Origin of the sequence: Pedobacter sp. Bi126 (assembly GCF_918698245.1) — a bacterium.
Classification (GTDB): Bacteria; Bacteroidota; Bacteroidia; order Sphingobacteriales; family Sphingobacteriaceae; genus Pedobacter.
Genome location: NZ_CAKKMS010000004.1, coordinates 846703 through 869876 on the forward strand (window position 1 = coordinate 846703; position 23174 = coordinate 869876).

Annotated in this window: 21 protein-coding genes; 9 read left to right on the forward strand and 12 right to left on the reverse strand. The window is 37.4% G+C overall.

Annotated elements, in window-relative coordinates:
• Positions 1–2 precede the first annotated feature (2 nt).
• Positions 3–242 carry a cysteine-rich CWC family protein gene (locus tag LQ201_RS18425; RefSeq protein ID WP_230146284.1) on the forward strand — a complete coding sequence of 80 codons (240 nt, stop codon included), beginning with the start codon at positions 3–5 and terminating at the stop codon, positions 240–242.
• Between the two features lie 158 nt (positions 243–400).
• Here the strand turns inward: LQ201_RS18425 and LQ201_RS18430 are convergent, their stop codons facing one another.
• Entirely contained in the window at positions 401–1309 is a 909-nt protein-coding gene (locus LQ201_RS18430; protein WP_230146285.1) for a hypothetical protein, read from the reverse strand.
• Positions 1310–1762: 453 nt separating this feature from the next.
• Between LQ201_RS18430 and LQ201_RS18435 the strand changes: the two genes are divergently transcribed.
• The 5 genes from LQ201_RS18435 to fabG all read left to right on the forward strand — a co-directional run bounded on the left by LQ201_RS18435 (position 1763) and on the right by fabG (position 7995).
• The gene (locus LQ201_RS18435; protein WP_230146286.1) at positions 1763–3730 is read left to right on the forward strand and encodes an SPFH domain-containing protein; all 1968 of its coding nucleotides are present in this window, start codon (positions 1763–1765) and stop codon (positions 3728–3730) included.
• 831 nt (positions 3731–4561) lie between these two features.
• The gene (locus tag LQ201_RS18440) at positions 4562–5437 is read left to right on the forward strand and encodes a carbon-nitrogen hydrolase (protein WP_230146287.1); all 876 of its coding nucleotides are present in this window, start codon (positions 4562–4564) and stop codon (positions 5435–5437) included.
• A gap of 98 nt (positions 5438–5535) precedes the next feature.
• The gene (locus LQ201_RS18445) at positions 5536–6612 is read left to right on the forward strand and encodes an agmatine/peptidylarginine deiminase (protein WP_230146288.1); all 1077 of its coding nucleotides are present in this window, start codon (positions 5536–5538) and stop codon (positions 6610–6612) included.
• Between the two features lie 2 nt (positions 6613–6614).
• Complete coding sequence (locus LQ201_RS18450; protein ID WP_230146289.1) at positions 6615–7172, forward strand: hypothetical protein; 558 nt, start codon at positions 6615–6617, stop codon at positions 7170–7172.
• A gap of 79 nt (positions 7173–7251) precedes the next feature.
• Positions 7252–7995, forward strand: coding sequence for a 3-oxoacyl-[acyl-carrier-protein] reductase (gene fabG / locus LQ201_RS18455; RefSeq protein ID WP_057933957.1), 744 nt, complete (start codon positions 7252–7254; stop codon positions 7993–7995).
• Between the two features lie 94 nt (positions 7996–8089).
• On the opposite strand, the gene LQ201_RS18460 is transcribed toward fabG, so the two are convergent.
• Complete coding sequence (locus tag LQ201_RS18460; protein WP_230146290.1) at positions 8090–8824, reverse strand: murein L,D-transpeptidase family protein; 735 nt, start codon at positions 8822–8824, stop codon at positions 8090–8092.
• 245 nt (positions 8825–9069) lie between these two features.
• Between LQ201_RS18460 and LQ201_RS18465 the strand changes: the two genes are divergently transcribed.
• Positions 9070–11154, forward strand: coding sequence for a hypothetical protein (locus LQ201_RS18465; RefSeq protein WP_230146291.1), 2085 nt, complete (start codon positions 9070–9072; stop codon positions 11152–11154).
• Between the two features lie 56 nt (positions 11155–11210).
• Here the strand turns inward: LQ201_RS18465 and LQ201_RS18470 are convergent, their stop codons facing one another.
• The 5 genes from LQ201_RS18470 to LQ201_RS18490 all read right to left on the reverse strand — a co-directional run bounded on the left by LQ201_RS18470 (position 11211) and on the right by LQ201_RS18490 (position 15451).
• Positions 11211–11825, reverse strand: a complete 615-nt coding sequence (locus LQ201_RS18470; protein WP_230146292.1) for a trimeric intracellular cation channel family protein — start codon at positions 11823–11825, stop codon at positions 11211–11213.
• Between the two features lie 99 nt (positions 11826–11924).
• A complete protein-coding gene (locus tag LQ201_RS18475) occupies positions 11925–12224 on the reverse strand; it encodes a septum formation initiator family protein (RefSeq protein WP_025145767.1) in 300 nt (99 codons plus the stop codon).
• 166 nt (positions 12225–12390) lie between these two features.
• Positions 12391–13686: a phosphopyruvate hydratase gene (gene eno, locus LQ201_RS18480; protein WP_029278432.1), complete on the reverse strand. Its 1296-nt coding sequence runs from the start codon at positions 13684–13686 to the stop codon at positions 12391–12393.
• 334 nt (positions 13687–14020) lie between these two features.
• Positions 14021–14869, reverse strand: a complete 849-nt coding sequence (locus LQ201_RS18485) for a DUF2911 domain-containing protein (protein ID WP_230146293.1) — start codon at positions 14867–14869, stop codon at positions 14021–14023.
• Between the two features lie 60 nt (positions 14870–14929).
• Positions 14930–15451, reverse strand: coding sequence for a GNAT family N-acetyltransferase (locus tag LQ201_RS18490; protein ID WP_230146294.1), 522 nt, complete (start codon positions 15449–15451; stop codon positions 14930–14932).
• Positions 15452–15526: 75 nt separating this feature from the next.
• On the opposite strand from LQ201_RS18490, the gene LQ201_RS18495 reads away from it, so the two are divergent.
• Together LQ201_RS18495 and LQ201_RS18500 are read left to right on the forward strand one after the other, a co-directional pair.
• Positions 15527–16159, forward strand: a complete 633-nt coding sequence (locus LQ201_RS18495; protein WP_230146295.1) for an ATP-binding cassette domain-containing protein — start codon at positions 15527–15529, stop codon at positions 16157–16159.
• Positions 16159–17289: a hypothetical protein gene (locus LQ201_RS18500; protein WP_230146296.1), complete on the forward strand. Its 1131-nt coding sequence runs from the start codon at positions 16159–16161 to the stop codon at positions 17287–17289. The genes LQ201_RS18495 and LQ201_RS18500 overlap by 1 nt, the downstream gene beginning before the upstream one ends.
• Positions 17290–17401: 112 nt before the next feature.
• Here LQ201_RS18500 and dacB read toward each other — a convergent pair whose 3' ends face one another.
• The 5 genes from dacB to LQ201_RS18525 all read right to left on the reverse strand — a co-directional run bounded on the left by dacB (position 17402) and on the right by LQ201_RS18525 (position 23173).
• Positions 17402–18808: a D-alanyl-D-alanine carboxypeptidase/D-alanyl-D-alanine-endopeptidase gene (gene dacB, locus LQ201_RS18505; RefSeq protein ID WP_230146297.1), complete on the reverse strand. Its 1407-nt coding sequence runs from the start codon at positions 18806–18808 to the stop codon at positions 17402–17404.
• 17 nt (positions 18809–18825) lie between these two features.
• Positions 18826–19950 (reverse strand): ATP-binding protein, encoded by a 1125-nt coding sequence (locus LQ201_RS18510; RefSeq protein ID WP_230146298.1) that lies wholly within the window; start codon positions 19948–19950, stop codon positions 18826–18828.
• Between the two features lie 144 nt (positions 19951–20094).
• The gene (locus tag LQ201_RS18515) at positions 20095–20697 is read right to left on the reverse strand and encodes a CDP-alcohol phosphatidyltransferase family protein (protein ID WP_230146299.1); all 603 of its coding nucleotides are present in this window, start codon (positions 20695–20697) and stop codon (positions 20095–20097) included.
• Positions 20698–20763: 66 nt separating this feature from the next.
• Positions 20764–21753, reverse strand: coding sequence for an aspartate-semialdehyde dehydrogenase (locus LQ201_RS18520; protein ID WP_029274013.1), 990 nt, complete (start codon positions 21751–21753; stop codon positions 20764–20766).
• 550 nt (positions 21754–22303) lie between these two features.
• Positions 22304–23173 carry a sugar phosphate isomerase/epimerase gene (locus LQ201_RS18525; protein ID WP_230146661.1) on the reverse strand — a complete coding sequence of 290 codons (870 nt, stop codon included), beginning with the start codon at positions 23171–23173 and terminating at the stop codon, positions 22304–22306.
• Between the last annotated feature and the right edge of the window lies 1 nt (position 23174).

Genomic DNA, 23174 nt, shown 5'->3' on the forward strand with positions numbered 1-23174 from the left:
TAATGACCAGTGAACATATGAATAATACCTTAAAACATAGCGCCAAACACGAAATCATCCCTTGCGAGCGATGTAATGGCGTCATTGAGTGCAAGGCAAATTCTTATACCAAATGCCAGTGCAGCGTGGTGCAGTTAAGCATTAACGAGGTACAATACATCTCCGAACTGTACGATGGCTGCCTCTGCGCCAAATGCCTGTTTGAGTTGCAGCAAGAGTATCGTGTAGAAGTAGGCATTTAATCTTTGTGTTTTGTAGTCGAAATAGTTTGAAAAGCAAGTTCCTGTGCTTTTAGGTTGGTTCCTGTCCCGCTTTTCCTTCTGCCCCGATAAAAAAACCGGGGGCATTCGTGCAATCGGGTTTAGTTTACATGGGGTTCCAATCCATTCTGGTAAAAATGTTAACGATAGGTAATCCACTCAATCCCTAATAGGCCGGGGTGTTTTTCTATTATTATATAACTACCTATGTTAAATTTATCGTACACTTCTCCTTTTATTTTTTTTCGCTCGTAATCTAAATCATGCTGCAACAAGAAATAATAACGCAAACGCGTTCTTGGTAATAGAAATGTGTTATATTTTCTTTTTATGGTATCAGTTACTTTCTTCTTGGCAAATATTCTATAGGGTTTGCCATTCCATAATAAAAACTTAGTGCTAAAAACACCACGAAACGTACTATCAGTTTTTTCACTCACTTCTATCCATTTAGGTGGATCTACATTCTTATTTATGGGTACCAGATCTAAGTAATAGTGATGTGTCTCAAAATCTTCAGGGCCATTTCCTCCGGTAACGATTTCGTTTTTAGAAATAACATAATATCTTTTATCAATAGTTTTTGCGGTATCAAAGGCAAAATTTACAGCAAACAAAAACTGTAAGACGTAGAAACATAAGGTAGTTAAAAATTTTATCCGATTATCGGGATAAAGGCGTTCAGCAATAAAAAAGGCGTAATATATGGCCATTGGGATAAACAATATCAACAATGCCAGCAGTGTCGGAAAATTGTATAGATATAAGATATGGGAATTTGCGAAAGGGTATAATACGGGAAAAACACATGAAGTAAACATATTTGAACCATCTGGCATATCGGTTTTGGTAACCGAATGGAAAATATACCTCAAAATTGGAATACAGAATATAATAACAACGAGATATTTAAATTCCACTGAAAGAGGATCGCTAAAGACCAAATAAACGCATAAGGCAATACGCGTATAAATAGAGAAAGTAACAAGTACGATCAGTTCTCCGAAAGGCTTTATATAGTCGTCCGTAAAATCTTCGAAAAAGCCCATGTCTGATAATACTTTGAATAAATGTAATAATATCTCTAATATATTGTAATGTTTCTATCCGTATATTATTTAAGATCACGCTCATTTGAGGCTTCTGGTATTAAAGCTTATCAATTAGTGTAGGCCAATTGGGTCATTTGTATAGGTCTAAAAAAGGACACATTTTTTTCGATTAATTGTAATTTATACAATTAAAATTTCTGCAACTATTTCGGTAAACCTAAATGGTTAGTTTTTAGCGTTTATAAGCATTTAGTCAGGCTATTCTATAAAATGTCATCTGCAGATGACATTTCGCTCTAAATCGATCCTGAGTCATCTTTTAGGCCTTAAAATCAATAAAAAATAGTTTAAAAATAAGTGTCAAAAATGGTAACAAAGCACGGCGTTTGATATCTATATCGTGCTTGATAAATGGTTTATCAGGTTAAAAAAAGAAAAAATAATAACATTATGGAAGCGCTCATTTCTAATTACTGGTGGGTTTTAGTGGCACTGTTGTGCATAGTTTTATACAAATATATTTTACGTTTCTTATTCGGGATGGTCATCGTACCCGAAGATAGGATCGGATTGATTACCAAAAAATTCGTGCTCTTCGGTTCCGACCGGGAGCTGCCCGATGGCCGCATCATCGCGGTTAAAGGCGAAGCTGGTTTCCAGGGAAAAACCTTAGCCCCAGGGTTGTATTTCGGAATGTGGTTCTGGCAGTACAGCGTAACGATGGAACAGTTTACCATTATTCCGGAGGGTAAAATCGGACTGATTATGGCCAAAGATGGTTCGGAAATTCCAACGGGTAATATCCTTGGGCAAAGGGTAGAGTCTGATAATTTTCAGGATGCAGTGAAGTTTCTCGAAAATGGCGGTCAGCGAGGCCGGCAAACCTCTTATATTACCTCGGGTTCTTATCGTATCAATACGATGCTGTTTCAGGTTTCTGTTACGGATATGATCCGAATCCAGGAAAGCATGGTGGGCATTGTAACCACTTTAGATGGTTTACCGATTGAGGCCAATCAGATTGCGGGCAAGCTTGTTGATGGACACAACAATTTCCAGGATTTCGATGCCTTTATAAAACAAGGTGGTAACCGTGGTTTGCAACCCCAGGTAATTTTGGCAGGTTCTTATAACCTTAACCCCTGGGCAATTCAATTGGAGGAAATCCCTATGACTGAAATCGCGATCGGTTATGTAGGCGTTGTAATCTCATTTATTGGTACTGATGGGAACGACCTGACCGGTGCAGACTTTAAACATGGTAATATTGTTGGTAAAGGTTCTAAAGGTGTTTGGCTCGAACCGCTTGGGCCAGGTAAATATCCGATTAACAAATACATTATGAAGGTAGAGTTGGTACCAACAACTAATTTGGTGTTAAACTGGGCATCGGCACGTAGTGAGGCACATAATCTGGATAAAAACCTGTCAACCATTACTGTACGTTCTAAAGATGGTTTCCCCTTTAATTTAGATGTCGCGCAGATTATTCACGTACCAACTACGGAAGCTCCTAAAGTTATTGCACGTTTTGGTAATATGGTGAATCTGGTTTCGCAGGTTTTAGAACCCACCATTGGTAACTATTTCCGTAACTCGGCACAGGGAAGTGATGTGATTGCTTTCTTAAGTACCCGTAAAGAGCGTCAGGAATCGGCTAAAGAACATATCCGTAAAGTGCTTGATGAATATAACGTAAATGCGGTTGATACGCTGATCGGAGACATTGTTCCGCCAGAATCGTTAATGAAAACCTTAACCGACCGTAAAATTGCGGAAGAGCAAAAGGTTACTTACGAAACCCAAAAACAGGCACAGGAAACGCGCCAGGGGATGGAGAAAGAAACTGCGATTGCTGATATGCAGAAAGATATTGTGAAGGCACAACAAAGTGTGGAGATTGCCGAACGTACCGCAAGTGCAACCGTGAAAAAATCGGAAGGCGATGCGGCTGGTGTAAAACTCGCAGTGGGAGCAGAGGCTGAGGCCACTAAAATGAGGGCGCATGCAGAGGCTGAGGCAACCAAAGCAAGAGCACAGGCTGATTCTGAAGCGATAAAGTTAAGGGCATCAGCAGAGGCTGAGCAGATTTCTTTAACCGGTAGTGCAGAAGCAGGTAAAATCTTAGCGGTAGGTAAATCAACCGCCGAAGCTTACGAGCTTGCCGTGAAAGCTTTGGGAGGCGAAAACTTTACCCGTTACAAAATTACCGAGGAGTTATCAAAAGGTAATGTGAAACTGATTCCTGATGTATTGATTGGTGGTAGTGGAGGTAACCACGGCGGTTCAGCAATGGATGGTCTGTTGGGATTGAAGTTGATGGAGTTGATGGACCCAACGCAACGCAAAGAAGTGGTAGCGGTTGCAGAAATTGTAGAAACAAAAGCCAAACCTAAAAAGGATAATATAAATCCTTAATTTGGTTTTAAAGTAAGACAGAAAGCCTCGATGAGAATCGGGGCTTTTTCATTTTATCTTCCTCTAAATTTTATTACTTTAAGCATAATTGTCAGTCTGAGCCAGCCTGTACTGAACTTGGCCGAAGTAAAGACCTTTTATAATCGAAAAAAAACATTTGCCTTCGACAAGCTACCATTGACGTTATTTTGTAATTATTTAAATATGAATGGTTTATGCCGATTGTGTATTTCCATCCAACTAGGCCGCGGCACTGTATCACCGTTCTACTTAAACCCGGCCTAACAAATTTTTCGGGCTGCACTGTCCAAGCCAACGTACTCGCTTCAAAAGAAAAATTTTCAGCCGGCATTTTTTGTTTCTTTTTGATGCCAAAAAGAAAGAGCCCTTCGGCGGCGGCGAGCCGAGGCAAGACTGCGCCATAGACCAAGAAAAAACAATTGTACGTCACTCATATTGATTTTAAACAATTAATTAACCCTCAGGATGACAATGTTTTTTCCATTCAAAATAATAACATAGCGGGGAATTGCTTCCGTCAGGTGGGTTAACCTCAAATAGCAGCACTATCTTATCCCATCTAAACGGGATAGGAATGGCAGCCTCCGATTTTCTTCGGAGCTATAATGGATAGCCCGACTGGCAAACGTTTGAAATGCTGACTTTGCTTTTCAGAAAAACAATTACATTATTATGCCGTTCTACTTTTAAACAAAATAGTAACTTTGACGAAAATTTGAATGAATGAATTTTGAATGAGTGAATGTGGCTTATAAGCACAATAACATTCTCTCAATTAATCATTCTCTCATTCTCTCATTTCAAAAAAACATGAAGAAAGTAAAAGTTGGCTTGGTACAAATGAGTTGTACTAAAGATAAACAAGAAAATTTAGATAAAGCGATTGCTAAAGTAAGGGAAGCAGCTGCAAAAGGTGCACAGATTGTGTGTTTGCAAGAGCTTTTTACTTCTTTGTATTTCTGCGATGTTGAAGATTACGATAATTTCGATTTAGCTGAAGCTATCCCTGGACCGTCTACTGATGCTTTACAAGTGGTAGCCAAAGAATTGGGGGTGGTAATTATCGCTTCTTTGTTTGAGAAACGTGCTGAAGGTTTATACCACAATACAACTGCAGTTTTAGATGCTGATGGTTCATATTTAGGTAAATACCGTAAAATGCATATTCCTGATGATCCAGCTTATTATGAAAAGTTTTATTTCACCCCTGGCGACTTAGGCTACAAAGTTTTTCAAACCAAATTTGCTAAAATTGGTATTCTGATCTGTTGGGATCAATGGTATCCGGAAGCTTCACGTATTACAGCATTAATGGGTGCAGATATCATGTTTTATCCGACTGCAATTGGCTGGGCTACGGATCAGGATGAAGAAACCAATCAAGATCAATACAATGCTTGGCAAACCATCCAACGTTCACATGCGGTTGCAAATGGTGTGCCTGTTGTGAGTGTAAACCGCGTAGGTTTTGAGCAAGATGGCGCCATGAAATTCTGGGGTGGAAGTTTCGCCACAAACGCACAAGGCAAAATACTTTATTTAGGTTCTCACGATCAGGAAGAAACCGAGGTAGTTGAACTGGATTTATCAGAATCTGATTTCTTCCGTAAACATTGGCCTTTTTTAAGAGACAGAAGAATTGATTCTTACCAGCCGATTACAAAAAGATATATTGACGGGGATTAAGCAGAAAGGTTAAAGACCAAAGCTTAAAGTGAAAACCCATAAACAAAAATCCATGGTTCGTGTCCTCACGGACCATTCATTTTATAAATTAAAATTAGATGTCAAATTTCCCTCCAAGAAAAGATTTAAATATCAATCAATTCGATTATTCACCGAAGAAGCAAGGTTATGTTTTCCCTGCAGAGTGGGTAAAACATGAGGCAACCTGGTTAAGCTGGCCGCATAAAGAGGAGAGCTGGCCTGGTAAAATCGAAACCATTTACGAACCATATTGCCTGTTTATTAAAGCTGTTGCGGAAGGCGAGAAAGTGCGTATTAATGTTAAGGATGAAGAAATGAAAGCTTTTGCTGTTTCTGAATTAACAAAAATAGATGTCGATTTAAGCCAGATCGAATTTTATTTTAATGAAACCAACGATGCCTGGTGCCGCGATCACGGTCCTGCATTTTTGCTGAAAGGAAATGAAAAGGCTGTTGTAGATTGGGGATACAATGCATGGGGTGGGAAATACCCTCCGTTTGATCTGGATGATGTGGTTCCGACAAAAATTGCCAAACATTTCGGTTTACCTTTGTTTACACCAGATATTGTGATGGAAGGAGGTTCGGTAGAATTTAATGGCGCTGGAACGGTTTTAACCACAACTGCCTGTTTATTGAACGAAAACCGTAATCCGCATTTAACCAAAGCGCAGATTGAACAATATTTGCTAGAATATTATGGTCAAGATCAGGTATTATGGTTGGGAGATGGAATCGTTGGCGACGATACAGACGGCCACATTGATGATATTACGCGTTTTGTAAACGAGGATACGGTTTTAACTGTTGTAGAAAGCAATCCACTGGATGAAAATTATATCTTGTTACAAGAGAATCTAGAGGCCTTAAAAGCCATGAAGCTGAAAGATGGTAGAGCATTGAATATTGTTCAATTGCCAATGCCATCGCCGGTTATTCATGAAGATACTCGCCTGCCTGCATCTTATGCAAATTTTTACATTGCCAATGCGGCGGTAATTGTGCCAATTTTTGATGATGTAAATGATGAAAAAGCACTTAAAATTCTTCAAAGCTGTTTCCCTGATCGAAAAGTGATCGGTATAAACTCTGTTGATATTATTTGGGGATTGGGAAGCTTTCATTGTTTGAGCCAGCAGGAACCTGCGGTTTAAATATGAAATTCGATAATGAATTGTTATTGGAAATGATAACTTCCCAAAGGTTAAAACTTAGTTTTTGGGATAAAATTTCTCATTATTGGATTGTAGTTCTAACATTTTTTGGAGCCATTTTTTGGTGGTACCAGGTAATTAAAATCAATATAACAAAGTTAGAAACAACATTCCCAACCTTAGAAAGATCTATTATGCTTGGGGTTGGATTTCTAGTAATTTCTATAGTTTTTTTTATTATCCAGTATCGCAGATTAATTTTTAAACAGGTAGTTATTGATTGTACAAAAAAGCAATGCAAAAAAGCAATAGTTAAAACGACTCAAGAGCTCGAATGGATTATTATTGAAAAAAGTGATAGCTATATCTGTGCTGTTCACAATACAAGAACTTATTTAAATTGGGGAGAATTAATTACAATTATTAAAACTGATAAGGGAATCTTGATAAATAGCATTTGTGCCCCAGCTGCTAAAACAGCTTTGTTTTCTTTCGGGTGGAATAGAAAAAATAGAAATACTTTTATTAGAAACTTAAAACAGATAGTTTTAGATAAATGAACTTAAAATAAAAAGAGTTAGTTTTTGGATTAATATTAACTTTACAACATTAAACATTTCAACTTTACAACATTTCATAATGAAATTATTAGAAGGAAAAACAGCATTAATTACAGGCGCATCTAAAGGAATCGGTCGTAAAATAGCTGAAAAATTTGCCGAACAGGGCGCTAATGTAGCTTTTACATATTTATCATCAGTAGAAAAAGGTGAAGCTTTGGAGCAAGAATTACAAAGCTTTGGAACAAAGGTTAAAGGTTATCGTTCTGATGCATCTAAATTTGCTGAAGCTGAACAATTGATCAATGATATCGTAGCTGAGTTTGGTACTATTGATATTGTAGTAAACAATGCAGGTATTACCAAAGATGGTTTATTGATGCGTATGAGCGAAGAAAACTGGGATGATGTGATCAATATTAACTTAAAATCGATTTTCAACGTAACCAAAGCGGCTTCTAAAGTAATGATGAAAGCCCGTAAAGGTGTTTTTATCAATATGGGGTCTATTGTGGGTACTACAGGTAATGCCGGACAAGCAAATTACGCTGCATCTAAAGCTGGTATCATCGGTTTTACCAAATCAATTGCTAAAGAATTAGGTTCGAGAAATATCCGTGCCAACGTAGTTGCACCAGGCTTTATCCGTACCGAGATGACAGATATTCTTGATCCAAAAGTTGTTGAAGGGTGGGAAAAAGATATCCCCTTAAAACGTGCCGGAGAAACTGAAGATATTGCCAATGTTTGCGTGTTTTTAGCCTCAGATATGAGTGCTTACGTAACTGGCCAAACTTTATCTGTTTGCGGCGGGATGCTGTAGGGAGGTAGAAGGGATGAAGGTTTAAGGTAGAGGGTTTCTTTCCAAAACCATAGAAATATTAAGAAGTCAAGTTTTTAAAACTTGACTTCTTTTGTTACTTCACAACATATTTCCCATTTACCTCACTTACATTAGCTTGGTTTTTATTTTTCTCAAAAGCTGAATACCCTGGCTGCAACGATTTCCAAAAACTGGCTTGTGCCGGGAATTGAGCAATATATTTCTTCATATTTCCATCTGTCATTTTAAAAGGATAGATGTTAACAGGAATCTTTTCCTGGCCTGCATTCCTGGCTTCAACACCCAAAATATACACCTCTTTAATTTTTTCGTCGGTTAATGGAATGCATCCAACAGTAACGCAATTACCATGGATGTAAATATCGCTTCCAGGTTTTCTGCCCTTTCCAGTTCGGGCATAATCTGTAGCGTTTGGATAATTCACGCCTAACGATAGATGGAAATTACTCATCGGGTTAAAAACATTAATGTAATAAAAACCTTCTGGTGTTTGCCCATCTCCTTCAATCACTTTTGGGCCAATGGTACCAGAGTGTGCACAGAAATCGTAAGTTCTAAATAACGAATAGGTTTTAGCTGAATTATTCTTTAACCATACTTCCAGTTTTCCTTCTGTTTTGTAGGCATTGATTACCATAGAGAACCGATCGCCATAGCCACCTGCCAGAACAAACTTTCTCAGTGTTTCCCATTTTTCATCATAGGCCTTTTCTACTCTTTCGAATTTAATTTGAGTGGCTTTAAAATTATTTTGGGCATTTACCATAAGGCTTAGAGACAGTAGAAACGTTAAACAGATTAATTTCATAAATTTTGATTTGGTTTAAAAATAGGGATTTAACCACAGAGCGCATAACATTCTTTTTTTACCACAAAGGTCACCGAGAAAAGGCACGAAGTAGACGGAGTTGGGTGCTTAAAGACAGTTTGGGTAATCTGTATTCCTCGGTGTAAACTCAGTGGTTAAATGAATGTGTATTTTTAGCCTTAGCATAAATTCTTTATGGATAATAATCTTGAAAATTTCCTCAAAATTACCATCTTTATAAAAGTATGAACAGTTTTTTTTCGGGTACATCTATTTTGTTTTTTCTCGGTTGCCTGGCGTTGGGCGTGCTGTATGCCTGGTTGCTATATCGTGGCAACAAAAATTTGGATAAAAAACTTCAGTATGGCTTAACTGCCTTGCGAATTATCGTAGTGACTACCATTGCGTGGTTAATATTTGCACCGCTCATCAAAACATTAAATTATACTTTAGATAAACCCGTAATCATTATCGGACAAGATAATTCTCTTTCTGTAGGGCAGGTTAAAGCAGCTGGTTTCGACCAAAAATTATACGAAAATAACCTTAAAGCTCTACAAGATAAACTAACAGACAAGTACGAGGTAAAAACGCTTCACTTTGGCGATCAGGTTGCAGATGGTTTCGATTTTAAAAATCAGGGGAAATTAACGGATGCCTCGGCTTTTTTTCAGAAAGTTAGAGATGAGTATACGAACAGAAATGTTGGCGCCATTATTTTAGCCACCGATGGGATTTTTAATCATGGTGGAAATCCGCTGTACAGCGTAAATCAGATTAATGCACCGGTTTATACCATTGCCCTGGGTGATAGTATCCCAAAGCGCGATGTTTTAATTTCGAATGTAAATTACAATAACATTGTGTACCTGGATGATGATTTTACGATCGAAGTTCAGGTTCAGGCTTTTCAAAGTGAGGGCGAAAGTACTTCTTTAACGGTTAACCAAAATGGTGCAAAGGTAGAACAGCAAAACATATCGATTAATGGAGGTTCCTTTGTTAAAACGATCCCTGTCAAGATTCATGCGGGTAAAATTGGTGTTCAGAAATATACCGTTCAGCTTGGTGCTTTACAAAATGAAATTACAACCAGAAATAATGTTCAAACCTTTTATATAGAAGTTATTGATGGCAGGCAGAAAGTATTGCTTGCTGCGGTTGCTCCACATCCCGATTTAGGCGTTTTAAAGGAGGCCATTTCGTTAAATAAACACTACGAGGCTAAACTTGCCCTTGCTGATGATTTAAATACAATAGATCCGTCTAAATTCGATCTAATCATATTGTATCAATTACCCGACGTGCAAAACATTTCGTCAACATTTTTAAAGAAATTAACTGGATTAAAGAAACCGATCTGGTATATTTTGGGCGCACAGAGCAATATAAATGCTTTTAATCAAATGCAAAATCAGGTCAATTTGGGTTCTGCAAATGGCTCCATTCAGGAAGTGTATGCCGATTTTGCAAATGGATTTACAAGCTTCAATCTTACTGAAGATGACAAGAAGCAGTTTTCATCTTTCGATCCTTTGTTAAGTCCGTTTGGAAGGTTAACCGTAAATGCAGGCGCAATACCTGTTTTTAATCAGCGTATCGGCAAAGTAAGCACACAACAGCCATTGCTGTTCTTTGCCAATGAAAATGGCTTAAAGATAGGTTATTTAATGGGAGAGGGGCTTTGGAGATGGAAACTTTCGGAAGCTGAAAATGAAAGCAATCAATCGGTTTTAAACGATCTGATTTCAAAAACGGTTCAATACCTATCTGTTAAAGATGATAAGAGAAGGTTTAAGGTATTTACTTCAAAGTCTGCTTATGATGAAAATGAAACCATCCAGTTTAACGGCACCCTTTATAACGATAGCTATCAGCCTGTAAATGAGTCGGAAGTTAATCTTCAGGTTAAAAACGAAGCGGGCAAAGTGTTTAATTATATTTTTTCTAAAACCGAAAATGCTTATCAGCTAGATGCAGGAACCATGCCTGCAGGGAATTATTCTTATGTCGCGAATACCGAACTTGGCGGAAAGAAATTCACGGCTACGGGTAGTTTCTATGTAAATGCGTTGATTGCAGAATTTCAGCAGACAACAGCTAATCACCAGCTTTTAAATACCATATCTAAGCAAAGCAATGGTAAGCTGTTTATGCCCGAAAACCTGCTGAAAATAGCCGATGAGATTGCCAAAAACGAAAATATTAAAACCATCAGTTACGAAGACCGCAAATACGACGAATTGATTAGCATGAAATGGCTGTTCGGCTTAATTTTGATTTTGCTGGGCGTAGAGTGGTTTTTGAGAAAGCGGAACGGGGAACTTTAAGTTAGAAGTTGGGGGGTGGAGACTCAAAACTCTAAACTGAAAACTCCCGAACTGAATCAATGCCATTCATCCCTGTAAACAAACTTGGGCATATGCCATTCGAAGCGGATAGAAAGTAATCTTAGTGCTAATCCAATAACAGCGGCTGTAATGGTAGCCAGCATCTCGCTTCCGTGAAAATGCTCTATGCCGATGTAAACCGCGCCGGTAACTATCGCTGCGCTGGCATAAATCTCTTTTCTAAAAAGAAATGGAACTTCATTGCAGAGCACATCTCGAAGTACCCCACCGGCACAGCCGGTAATCATTCCGCTAAAAAGTACAATTAGATAAGGTAAATGGATTTCTTGTGCAACCTGACAACCAATAATGGTGAAAACCACCAAACCTAAAGCATCAAGGTAAAGGAAAAGTTTTTTGAGTTTAGTCATAATGGAGGCAATAAATGCCGCGAGTAAGGCTGCTACTGCGGTAATTACCAAATATTCAGGATGTTCTACCCAGCTCATTGGATAATGGCCAAATAATACATTTCTAACCGTTCCACCACCTAATGCGGTTACCCAGGCAATAATACAAACGCCAACCCAATCCATATCACGTCTGCCTGCAGAAAGTGCAGCAGTCATGGCTTCAGCGGTTATGGCAATAATGTAGAGGATATGGAGCATTAGATAGGTTAACTGTTTGATTGCTTAATCGGTTAACTGGAATATAAATTGTTTTATGGTTTGATTGTTAACTCAAAACTGTAAACTTTTAACTGAAAACTAATCCTTTTTCTCTTCCTGAATAATCACGAAAACATCTTCATTGTCTTTTTTCATGAAGTATTTTTCGCGGGCAAATTTTTCAGCCGTATTCAGATTGGTATTCAGTTCGTTTAGATCTTTTTTAACCTGCGCGGTTTCTTTCTCGAAATATTCTTTTTCTTCCTGCAGTTTATTGGCCTGACTGCGGTACTCGTATTGCGACATCATATCGTTTTTGTCGAAAAATAGCATCCACATCGCAAAAGCGACAGTAGCAAGGAAATATTTATTTCGGAAAAGATCTATTAAACGTTTCATATATTGATATGAGATTTTAGATGTGAGATTTGAGAAACCCAAATCCGACAAACAAATATAGTATTAAAATAAAAACATCCGAAGATTTAAAATCTCCGGATGTTCTGCAAATAAGTTTTTCAACTTGTTAACATTATAGGATTGGGTTTAAACCCAATCCTATACATTATTTTTTAGCGTATTTAAATTTTGAACCGATGAAACGAGCGTTTTCACCCAATTCTTCTTCAATACGTAATAATTGATTGTATTTTGCAATCCTGTCTGAACGTGATGCAGAACCGGTTTTAATCTGTCCGCAATTTAAAGCAACAGCTAAATCGGCAATCGTAACATCTTCAGTTTCGCCAGAACGATGACTCATTACCGAAGTATAGCCATTGTTTTGTGCTAAAGTTACCGCATTGATGGTTTCAGTTAAAGAACCGATCTGGTTTACTTTTACCAGGATCGAGTTAGCGGTAGCCTCATCAATACCACGTTGTAAACGGGTTACGTTAGTTACAAATAAATCATCACCAACCAATTGAACATGGTCACCAATTTTATCGGTTAAGCTTTTCCAGCCAGTCCAATCGTTTTCATCCATACCATCTTCAATAGAGATAATTGGATATTTTGCAGAAAGATCAGCTAAATATTGTGCCTGCTCTTCGCTAGAACGAATTACGCCGGTAGCGCCTTCAAATTTAGTATAGTCGTATTTACCATCTTTGTAAAACTCAGATGATGCACAATCTAGCGCTAAACAGATTTGAGAACCTGGTTTGTAACCAGCAGTTTCAATTGCTTTTAATACCGTTTCAATTGCATCTTCAGTACCGTCAAAAGTTGGTGCAAAACCACCTTCGTCACCTACTGCAGTAGATAAACCTCTATCGTGAAGAATTTTTTTCAAGCTATGGAAAACTTCAGTTCCCCAACGTAAAGCCTCAGAGAAAGAAGGTGCACCAACTGGCATAATCATAAATTCCTGGAAAGCGATAGGCGCATCAGAGTGTGAGCCACCGTTAATGATATTCATCATCGGAATTGGTAAAGTGTTGGCGTTAACACCACCAATGTAACGGTATAATGGTTGACCGATTTCATCAGCAGCAGCTTTAGCAGCAGCCAAAGAAACACCTAAAATTGCGTTAGCACCTAAGTTACCTTTGTTTTCGGTACCATCTAGATCTAACATGATTTTATCAATTGTATTTTGCTCAAAAACATCAATACCTCTTAATGCATCAGCAATTTTAGTATTTACATTTTCTACAGCTTTTAAAACACCTTTACCTAAATATGTAGATTTATCACCATCACGTAATTCAACAGCCTCATATTGTCCAGTAGATGCACCGCTTGGTACAGCTGCACGGCCAAAAGCACCTGCTTCTGTTACAACTTCTACTTCTACTGTTGGATTGCCTCTCGAATCGAGAATTTGTCTGGCATGGACATTAACGATTATGCTCATTTTTATTTGATTTTTTATTGATTTTTTAACCTGCTTAGTGTATAAAGTACAATTACTAAGCGCAACATCAAAGTTAGTATTATTTTTAAATAAATAAAGCGTTTTAAGGGTTAATGTTACGATAGTTGTTCAAGTTAATCAACGGTTAATTTTAAGTTAATATTGGTATTCTGTCATGCTGAGGTACGAAGCATCTGCAAGCTATGGAACAGATGATTCGCGCCTCAGCATGACAATGTAATTTATAACCTCATAAAAAAACCGTTGAATCAACTCCAACGGTTTTATAAAATTTCCTATCGGTCGGTGTCACACCGACCGAAATAAAATATCTCTATTTTTTAGCTTCGGCCAAAAGTTCAGAATTGAGGCGTACATATTCATCAATCTTTTGTGCCTTTGCAGCGTCTATACCTTGCTGCGCAGTAGCTGATGCCCCCGCTTTATCGCCCATTTTCAATTGGATACGGCCTTTCCATAGTTTAAACCATGGTGCTTTAGGGTCTGATTTTTCTGCTTCCGTCATCCATTCTAAAGCTGTTTTTAAATCTTTTCCATTTTGATAATAATACAATGCCGAATTAAAGTAAGGTTTTTTTTCGCCCTTCATCGCTTCAGCAATATTTGCCATTACTTTTTCATCGATAGAAGTTGTAATATTGATGGCATAAGCACTATTCTCCCACATCATATTTAACTGCGCCGAAGTTTCGTTAACAGCCGAAAACTGCATGCTAAGGGTTTCTACTTTATCTTTTAAAGCCGTGGTTTTTACTTTTACACGAAGCACATCATCACTTTCCTTATATTCGTAAGCACCCCATTGATCGGGCGTTTTGCTGAAAATAACCGTCCATTCGTTTTTACCTGGGATGCTGAACAGGCCATATTCGCCGGCAGGTAAATCTTTGCCTTCAATTTTAACGGCATCGGTAAATTTAATGCGTGTGGCCGCGTTTGCCCCGTTACGCCAAACTACGCCCATTGGCTCCATGCCGCCAAAAATTTTGCGACCTTTAACATTCGGACGAGAGTAGGTTAAAGTTATTTTGCCTAATCCAAAATCCTGGATAATGGTTTGTCCGCTACTCGGTTGGGGAAACTTGGCTCCCTGGGCATTTGCGAAATCTGCTGCACCTAAAAGTGCAACAAACAGCATTACTGATTTGATCGATAATTTCATTGCTTTGTTGTTTTTGGTTTGCACGAATTTACGCAATAAGCTTCGAGTTTAACAAATGTTTTAATTCTGTTCTTTGCTTAGCTGGCGTTTCCTAAATCCAAAAATCAATTCATCAAAATATTCGCCATTTTTAAAAATAGTATCTTTTAGCGATGCCTCGAAAACAAAGCCCGATTTCTTTAAAACCTGCTGCGAGGCCAGGTTCGTATGTGTAGTCCGTGCGAAAATTCTTTCAATATCAAATGTTTCGAAACCATAGTTCAACATTTCTTGTATGGCAAGCGGAACAATGCCTTTACCCCAATAATCTTCAGCAATCCAATAACCCATTTCTGCACTCTTGCTGTAAATATCGGCCAGTTGATGCACGCCTATGGATCCAATTACTTCACCGTCTAACACAATAGCCTTGATTTGCAAAGGTTCGTGGCTTAAGGCTAGCCGAATAAAAGCTTCACCATCTTTTTTCTCGTAAGGAAAAGGGAATTTATTGGTTAAATATTTCGAAATATTGAAATTGTTGGCATGTTTAACCAAACTTTCAACATCACTTGGTTGGTAAGTTCGTAAAATTAATTGCATTACGTATGATTTTATCAAGATGAATGTGCTTTGTAACTTTTCATTAAAACTAAAGTCAGAAACAAAAATGCTTTTATGTTACACTTCAATCAATTTGAAAAATCTTATTTCAATCATCTTGTTTTAAAGATAGATAATATTAAAATTCCCGAAGGCATTTTCTGGATAAAAGGAAGTAACGGCTCAGGGAAAAGTACCCTGCTGAAAGCAATTGCAGGAATATTGTCTTTCGAAGGTGATATCGCATTAAGTACTGTTTATTTAAAAGATCATGGTGTTTCCTATAGAAAACTTGTAAATTTTGCCGATGCCGAACCACTGTACCCCGAATTTTTAACCGGATTTGAAATGGTTGATCTTTTCGCTAAAGCCAAGGGGGCTGTTTCTGATCAAGAAAAGACCTTAATTGCTGAAATGGGTATGGAGCCTTACATTCATAACCCGTTAGGTTCATATTCCAGTGGTATGTTAAAAAAGTTGTCGTTGGTCTTGGCTTTTTTAGGAAAACCTAAATTGATCTTATTAGACGAGCCTTTAAATACGATCGATGTAGAATCTTTGGAGATATTATACCGCTGGATTAAAGAAAAGTACCAAAATGAAAAAATCAGTTTTTTACTGTCCTCACATCAGCCATTGGATGAGTTAAAACTGCCCGGACTTAAACAGATTAACATTCAAGATAAAAAAATAATACTGAATTTTTAATGTCGTTGCTTTCAAACACTGCCTTAAAGAAAATATTTGTTGATGGTTTTTACCGTACCCATGCAGCTATGTTGGTATTCATCTTTGTGATGTTGATCAGTTACTGCTTCTTTATCAATACTTTGGGCACTGTTCGGCCAGACCAGATTGATTTCTGGCAGTTTTTCTTTACCATTAGTTTGGTGAGTAATCCACTAATGATGATTTTGTATCTTATAGGAAGCACATTATATGCTTACAAAAGCTTAAAATACGTCTTAAGTCAGCTTGCTTTGCCCCAGCAAGAGTTTCTGTATTATAGTTTCACCGCATTAAACAAAAAACAACAGTTTACGACCTGGTGTATAGTGCAGACCTGCATATTTATCCCTGTATTGTGTTATACTTTATATGCCATAAGCATTGGAATTGTATTTGGATATTATCTTATTTCTATCGGGATTTTATTTTTTCAATTGCTTCTGGTTTTAGCAGGCGCTTATATATATCTTAAAGAAAGTAACCGTTTAATAGAGGTTAACAAGCCAAATTGGTTACTTAGGGTAAGCAGGAAATGGAGCAAACCTGTTTTTTTGTTATATAGTTTTCAGGTTTTCAATCAATCGAAATTGGCTTATACGCTCACCAAACTGCTTTCGTGGGTGCTGATTTCAAGTGTGTTGGTCGTTTTTGCTGATCTTAAAGATGATTCAAGATTATTGATGCTCGTTACCTCGTGTATTGTTGTGGCACATGTGGTGCTCATTTATCAGGAGAAGGTTTTTAATAATAGATACTTATCTTTCTTGCCAAATTTTCCTTTTACTAAAAAGAAAGTATTTTTTAGTTTTTGTTTAAACTATCTTGTTTTATTGCTGCCCGAAATCTGTTGGATATTTACCAATTTTGATATTTTAACATCGTTTGGGTTAATCGCATTTGCCTTTTCTACAGTGCTGTTATTTAGAAGCCTGCTTTTGTTAAATGCGATACAGATTAAGGGATTTTTGATATGGATTTTTTGCTTGTTTTTCCTTTTTTATGTATTTATCATGTTTGGCTTCGGATTAATCCTTATTCCGTTGAATCTTATTGTGGCTTGGATAGTGTTTAGGAGAAATTACTTGAATAACAATTGTATCGGTATTTGATGAAAAGGTTTACCTACAACGATCGCCGTGCTGATCCGATAGCTATTGGATCAAGATGACTGCACGGATGTATATGTAGCCAAATGACATATTTTAATCGAAGTTTTTTCTATTACTTCAATTCATCTAATACCCTGAACAGCTTTTTGTTAATCCCGCTTCCGCTATAGTTATTGATGTTAATAACGATTATGTATTTATTGCCTGCAGCATCGGTATGATAGCCTGCAAATGCCGAAACATCATTTATTGTCCCACTTTTAATTTTCATACCATTGTATTCTGGTAAGGCTTTGTAATAATCGGGAAACCAGTTCTCCTTTTGGATCTGGAAAAGTATATTCGCCATTGCCGAAGTTGTTATTCTATCTCCCGGAGAAAGCCCACTGCCATCAATAATGTTTAATGCCGTTTTATCAATGCCTTTATCGGCCCAGAAATTGACTTCGGTTTCCGCTCCTTTACTTGTTGTACCTGCTTTGCCTGATTTTATCGCAATGGCTTTTAACAGTGATTCGCCATATAAATTGATGCTTTTCTTTAAAAACCAGTAAGTCATCTCGCTTAAACTAGGCGAACTGATGATGCTTATTTTCTGTGTAACCGAAGGAATGACCTGATTGTTCAAGGTCATTAATCTTGCCGTTGTGGCTTGCTGGCCAGTCGAAATACCTAATCTTTTCAAAGTATCCTGTAAGCGGTAAGCGCAATCAAAAGCAGGGTCGGGGAGGGCTACAGAAATGCCTGTTTTGGCAATGCCTATTCCCCAGCTTCCGCGGAGGTAAGCAACATTACTGTAAGGTGGAAGAAAAGCATAACTTCTATCGCCAGAACCCGGACTTCCGGTTTTTAGTTCATTTATGAGCTGCACATAAGGCGTTGCCGGAACTGTTTTTATTACCTTAACTTCATCTGCTGTACTACTTCCAGGTTTCAAATGAATATCAAATTGATTTTCGCGCCAGGCTAAGCCAGAAGTCCCGGCACCATAGTAATTGCCAATATCCTGCCAAACCCAACCCTCAGGTGTTGTTTGTGTGCCAAAAATGCGATCGTCGCCAATTATTGTGCCTTCAATTTTTTTGATTCCGGCAGATTTTATTGCAGTAACCCATTGTGTTAAAACAGCATTCTCTTTATTTTGATAGCGCCAGGAGCCCAAAGTTGGGTCGCCACTGCCAATAATGATCAGGTTTCCTTTTAATATTCCATCTGTAGTAATTGTTCCGGTATAGGCCAATGTAGTTTGGAATTGAAAATCCTTCCCTAAAATACTGAAAGCCGTGGCTGCAGTTATGGTTTTTAAGGTTGAGGCCGTAGCCAGGCCGATTTGCTCATTTTTGACATAAAGCGTTTTACCTGTATTGGCATCTAAAACGCAAAGAGAAACAATAGCATGTTTTGCCTGTTCATCATTTAATAAATTATTGAAGGCCTTTTCGAGGTTCTGAATTCGGTTTTGGGCAATTGCGGTTATACCTGAGAAAAGAAATAAGGTTAATATTTTGAAAAATTTCATGTAAGGCAAAGATTATTTTATATCAGAAAACTCGTATAGTTAGACTTGTTTATAACGTTTGTATTATTTGTAGGGTATGCATCTAAAAACGTTGATGGAAACCTCACTTTTTTATTCTCGTTCCACTTTATCTCTATGGCATTTGTTTTTCCATCAATTTCTTCGATTAAATCAATTTCCTGTTGCTGAAAGCTTCGCCAGAAATAATATTTAGCATGCTTTCTCTTGTTATTACTGGCTTTGATATATTCTGAAATAATATAATTTTCAAAGAGCTGACCAGCATCCTGCCTCAGCGCAAGCATACTAAAGTTTTCGATCACGGCATTGCGGATGCCGGTATCATAGAAATATATTTTTTTGCTCTTTTTTATTTCATTCCGCAGATTACTGCTGTATGCACCTAATCTGAATACAACAAAACACTGCTCTAATAAATCGATATAACGCTCAACTGTTAGTTTATCGGCTTCAATCATCTGGCCAAGCTCGGTATACGAAACCTCATTACCAATTTGCAAGGCTAAGGCCTGCACTAATTTTTCGAGCTGTAAAGGTTTTCTGATGCCTGTAAGTGATAAAATATCTTTAAAAAGATAACTATTGGCCAAGTTCATTAAGAGTTCTTTTTCTTCTCCTGGATAATTAATTGCATCGGGATAAGAGCCATAGATCAATCTTTTTTCCAATGCCTGTTCTTCAGTAAGGATATTGGTATCATCAACAAGTTCTGCTACCGAAAAAGGAAAAAGATGATATTCAAATTTTCTTCCCGTTAGCGATTCTTTTATACCAACAGCCAGATCTAATGATGAAGAGCCTGTAACCAAAAGTTGCACATCGGTAAAATTATCTACGATCAATTTTAATGTTAAGCCGATATTCGTAACCCGTTGGGCTTTGTCGATAAAAATAAATTTGTTTGAGCCGATAATTGATTTTAGCCGCTCAATACTGATGTCTGTCAATGTGGTTCGAACATTGGCTTCATCACAATTAAGAAAAACAAAAGGCAATCCTGTTTTATTTACCAATTGCTTTAACATGGTGGTTTTGCCTACCTGCCTTGCACCGGTAACTATAATTGCTTTTTGTTTAAAAAACTTTGATTCTATGTGCGTTTGCAGACTTCTAATTATCATTTCATTATATCATATTTAATGACAAATGTAATGAAAATTTAAACGAAATCTCTTTTTTATATATAATTTAGTGATTACAATCTCTTTTTTGTATATAATTTAGTGATTACGATCTCTAAATTTATATTTTTGGGTTAATACACTTTAGCCATTAAACAGTTTATTGCGTTTAATTTCCTTCCCCTGTCTCAATTTTACTGCATGATAAATGGTTGGTACATCGTTGGTCCATTTTTTTAGCGTGAAAACGATGGCAAGTATTTCTATTCGGGTTGCCAATCCGAGCCAAAAGCAAATTTCAAATAATACAACCGAGTCGCAATGCACTATAATTTCGACCAAAGTGGCGAATATAGTCAACGTCCAGATTTTAGCGCCGATAGAATGTGTAGCGATTTCTTTTCTGAATTTGATATAGCTTAATGCATAGGTTGAAGCTTCGAAAGCACCAAGGACAATCAGTTTTACCAAGTTGACTTTGAAGAAATCAGGACATTGGATATAAGTAGCAACCGCAACCGAGATAAAAAATACCTGATCAATACTGGAATCTAAACGTCTTAATTTTTCGGAGGAGATGTTGAGTTTTCTAGCTATTATTCCATCAAATACATCTGTTAATAAACCGATCGATAATAATGTGATTGCAAGAAAAGAATAGTGATTGACGTGGAAAAAGCTTAATAGAATTATTATAAAACCAATCAGTAACCTGGAATATATTAAAGCGATTGGAATATGTATCATGGTGGAGAGCGGGTATAAAAAAAGTCCCCCGATTTTACACCGGGGGACTTCTCTTGAGGTTATTGATTAAACTAATTCTTTCTGAATTAGATATTCGGCAATCTGAACGGCATTGGTTGCAGCGCCTTTGCGCAAGTTATCTGCAACAATCCAAAGATTTAAAGCTTTAGGTGCCGATTCGTCTCTACGGATACGGCCTACAAAAACTTCATCTTTTTCATGAGCATCTTTTGGCATTGGGTATTTTAAGTTGGCAACATCATCAACAACGATTATGCCGGGTGCTTTTTCTAAAATACTGCGCACTTCAGCTAAATCGAAATCATTTTCAAACTCGATGTTTACTGATTCTGAGTGACCACCCATTACCGGGATACGAACTGTAGTAGCGGTAACTTTTATGCTATCATCACTCATGATTTTGTTCGTTTCCTTAACCATTTTCATTTCTTCTTTGGTATATCCGTTATCTGTGAAAACATCAATATGAGGAAGAACATTCAAATCAATTTCGTATGGATAAGCTTTAGGGCCATCAATGCCTTTACGCTCGTTCATTAATTGCTCAACGGCTTTAACACCTGTACCCGTAACCGATTGGTAAGTAGAAACAATTACACGTTTAATTTTGTATTTATCGTGCAAAGGTTTTAAAACCACTACCATTTGAATGGTAGAACAGTTCGGGTTAGCAATGATTTTATTATCGATAGAAAGTTCGTGTGCATTAACTTCTGGTACAATTAATTTAATTGCAGGATCCATTCTCCATGCAGAAGAGTTGTCGATAACGGTTGTTCCAGCTTCTTTAAAGCGTGGAGCATGCTCCAATGAAGTATTTCCACCTGCTGAAAACAAAGCAATATCTGGTTTCATGCTGATTGCAGTATCCATGCTAACAATTGGGAACTTCTTACCCTTAAAAGTAATTTCCTTGCCAACACTCTTTTCTGATGCTACGGGAATCAACTCTGTTAAAGGGAAATTTCTTTCCTCCAATACTTTTAACATGACAGTGCCTACCAATCCGGTGGCACCTACTACTGCTACTTTCATTTTAAATTTTAATTATATATTATTAAACATTTGATATAAGTCCAAATATGCTAAAAATTAAGCTTATATCCCCATTGTTACCAATTAAATTTGCTTTTAATATTTAAAATCTTACTTTTTCAGTAGAAAATAAGGTTAAAAAGATTAGGCATAATTCGATTTAGGAAGGGCTCGTAGGTATTAATGCCGTTTGCGCTCGTTTCCTAACGAGTGCATTAATAGCTATACGATTTTATCGTTTGTAAACGACAACCTATTCAACACTCCGTTAGCGGATTGCTTGATGTTTTTGTTTTGGAAAGCATGTTACTGTGTATATCGGTTCCGAAAGTCCTGCTATCCACTTCAAGCCTCCACTGCGTTAAGGGCTTTCCGTTACTATCAGGTTTAAATAACTCAGATCAGCAGTTCTAACCTAAAATATATTGTTGAAGAATTGAAGGTTTGCTGTTTTGGAGATAGATCTCTCCATTCCGCTATGCTTCAGTCGAGATGACGATAAGTGCAGAAAACCTCGCAAGTTTTCGAAACCTGCGAGGTTTGGATGAATTTAAATCAAATTGGCTTTGATATAATCACAGCTTGTTTTGATTGAACCAAGTGGATCAGGTTGGTAATTGGTTTCGTGCTCTACAAAGAAATGTTGCATGCCTGAAAGTTTTGCCTGAGCAAAAATGCTTTTAAAGTCAATAGAACCTTTACCTACCTCGGTATTCCATTCAGGTTTGGCTTTGTCCATATCTTTAACGTGCCACATTGGGAAACGGCCAGGATATTTTTTAAACAAAGCTAACGGATCGTTACCTGAGCGTACCACCCAGTATAAATCCAATTCGAAATTTACCAGATTTTTATCGGTTTCGCTTAAGTAAACATCGTAACCAGTGGTATCACCTAATTTTTTAAATTCGAAATCGTGGTTGTGGTAGGCGAATTTTAATCCGGATGCTTTTGCAATTTCGGCAACCTTATTAAAATCATCAGCGGTTTTCTTAAAGCCATCTACACCTTTGCTCATATCTACATGCGCACCGGCAATGGTAAAATATTTACCGCCAATGGCAGCTGAAGATTCGACATCGGCTTTTAATCTGTCTGTTTTTCCGGTTTTTACAAAATCATCCATATGATAATGGCCGCTTGGTGCTTTTAAACCATTCGCATTTAACAAGGCTTTAAATTCTTTAGGGGTTAAGCCCCAAAATTTTCCATTAGAAAAACCATAGGTTTCTACTTCTTTATATCCCGCCTGTGCTACCTTTTCGATAATACCTTTTACATCCTTAGGTAGTTCATTACGTAAGGAGTACAATTGCAAACCAACATTTTTACTTGCTTTATCAAAGGCAAACGACGGGACTAATAATGCCGCTCCTGCGGCTAATCCTGCCTGTTTTAAGAAAGTTCTTCTTGAATTCATC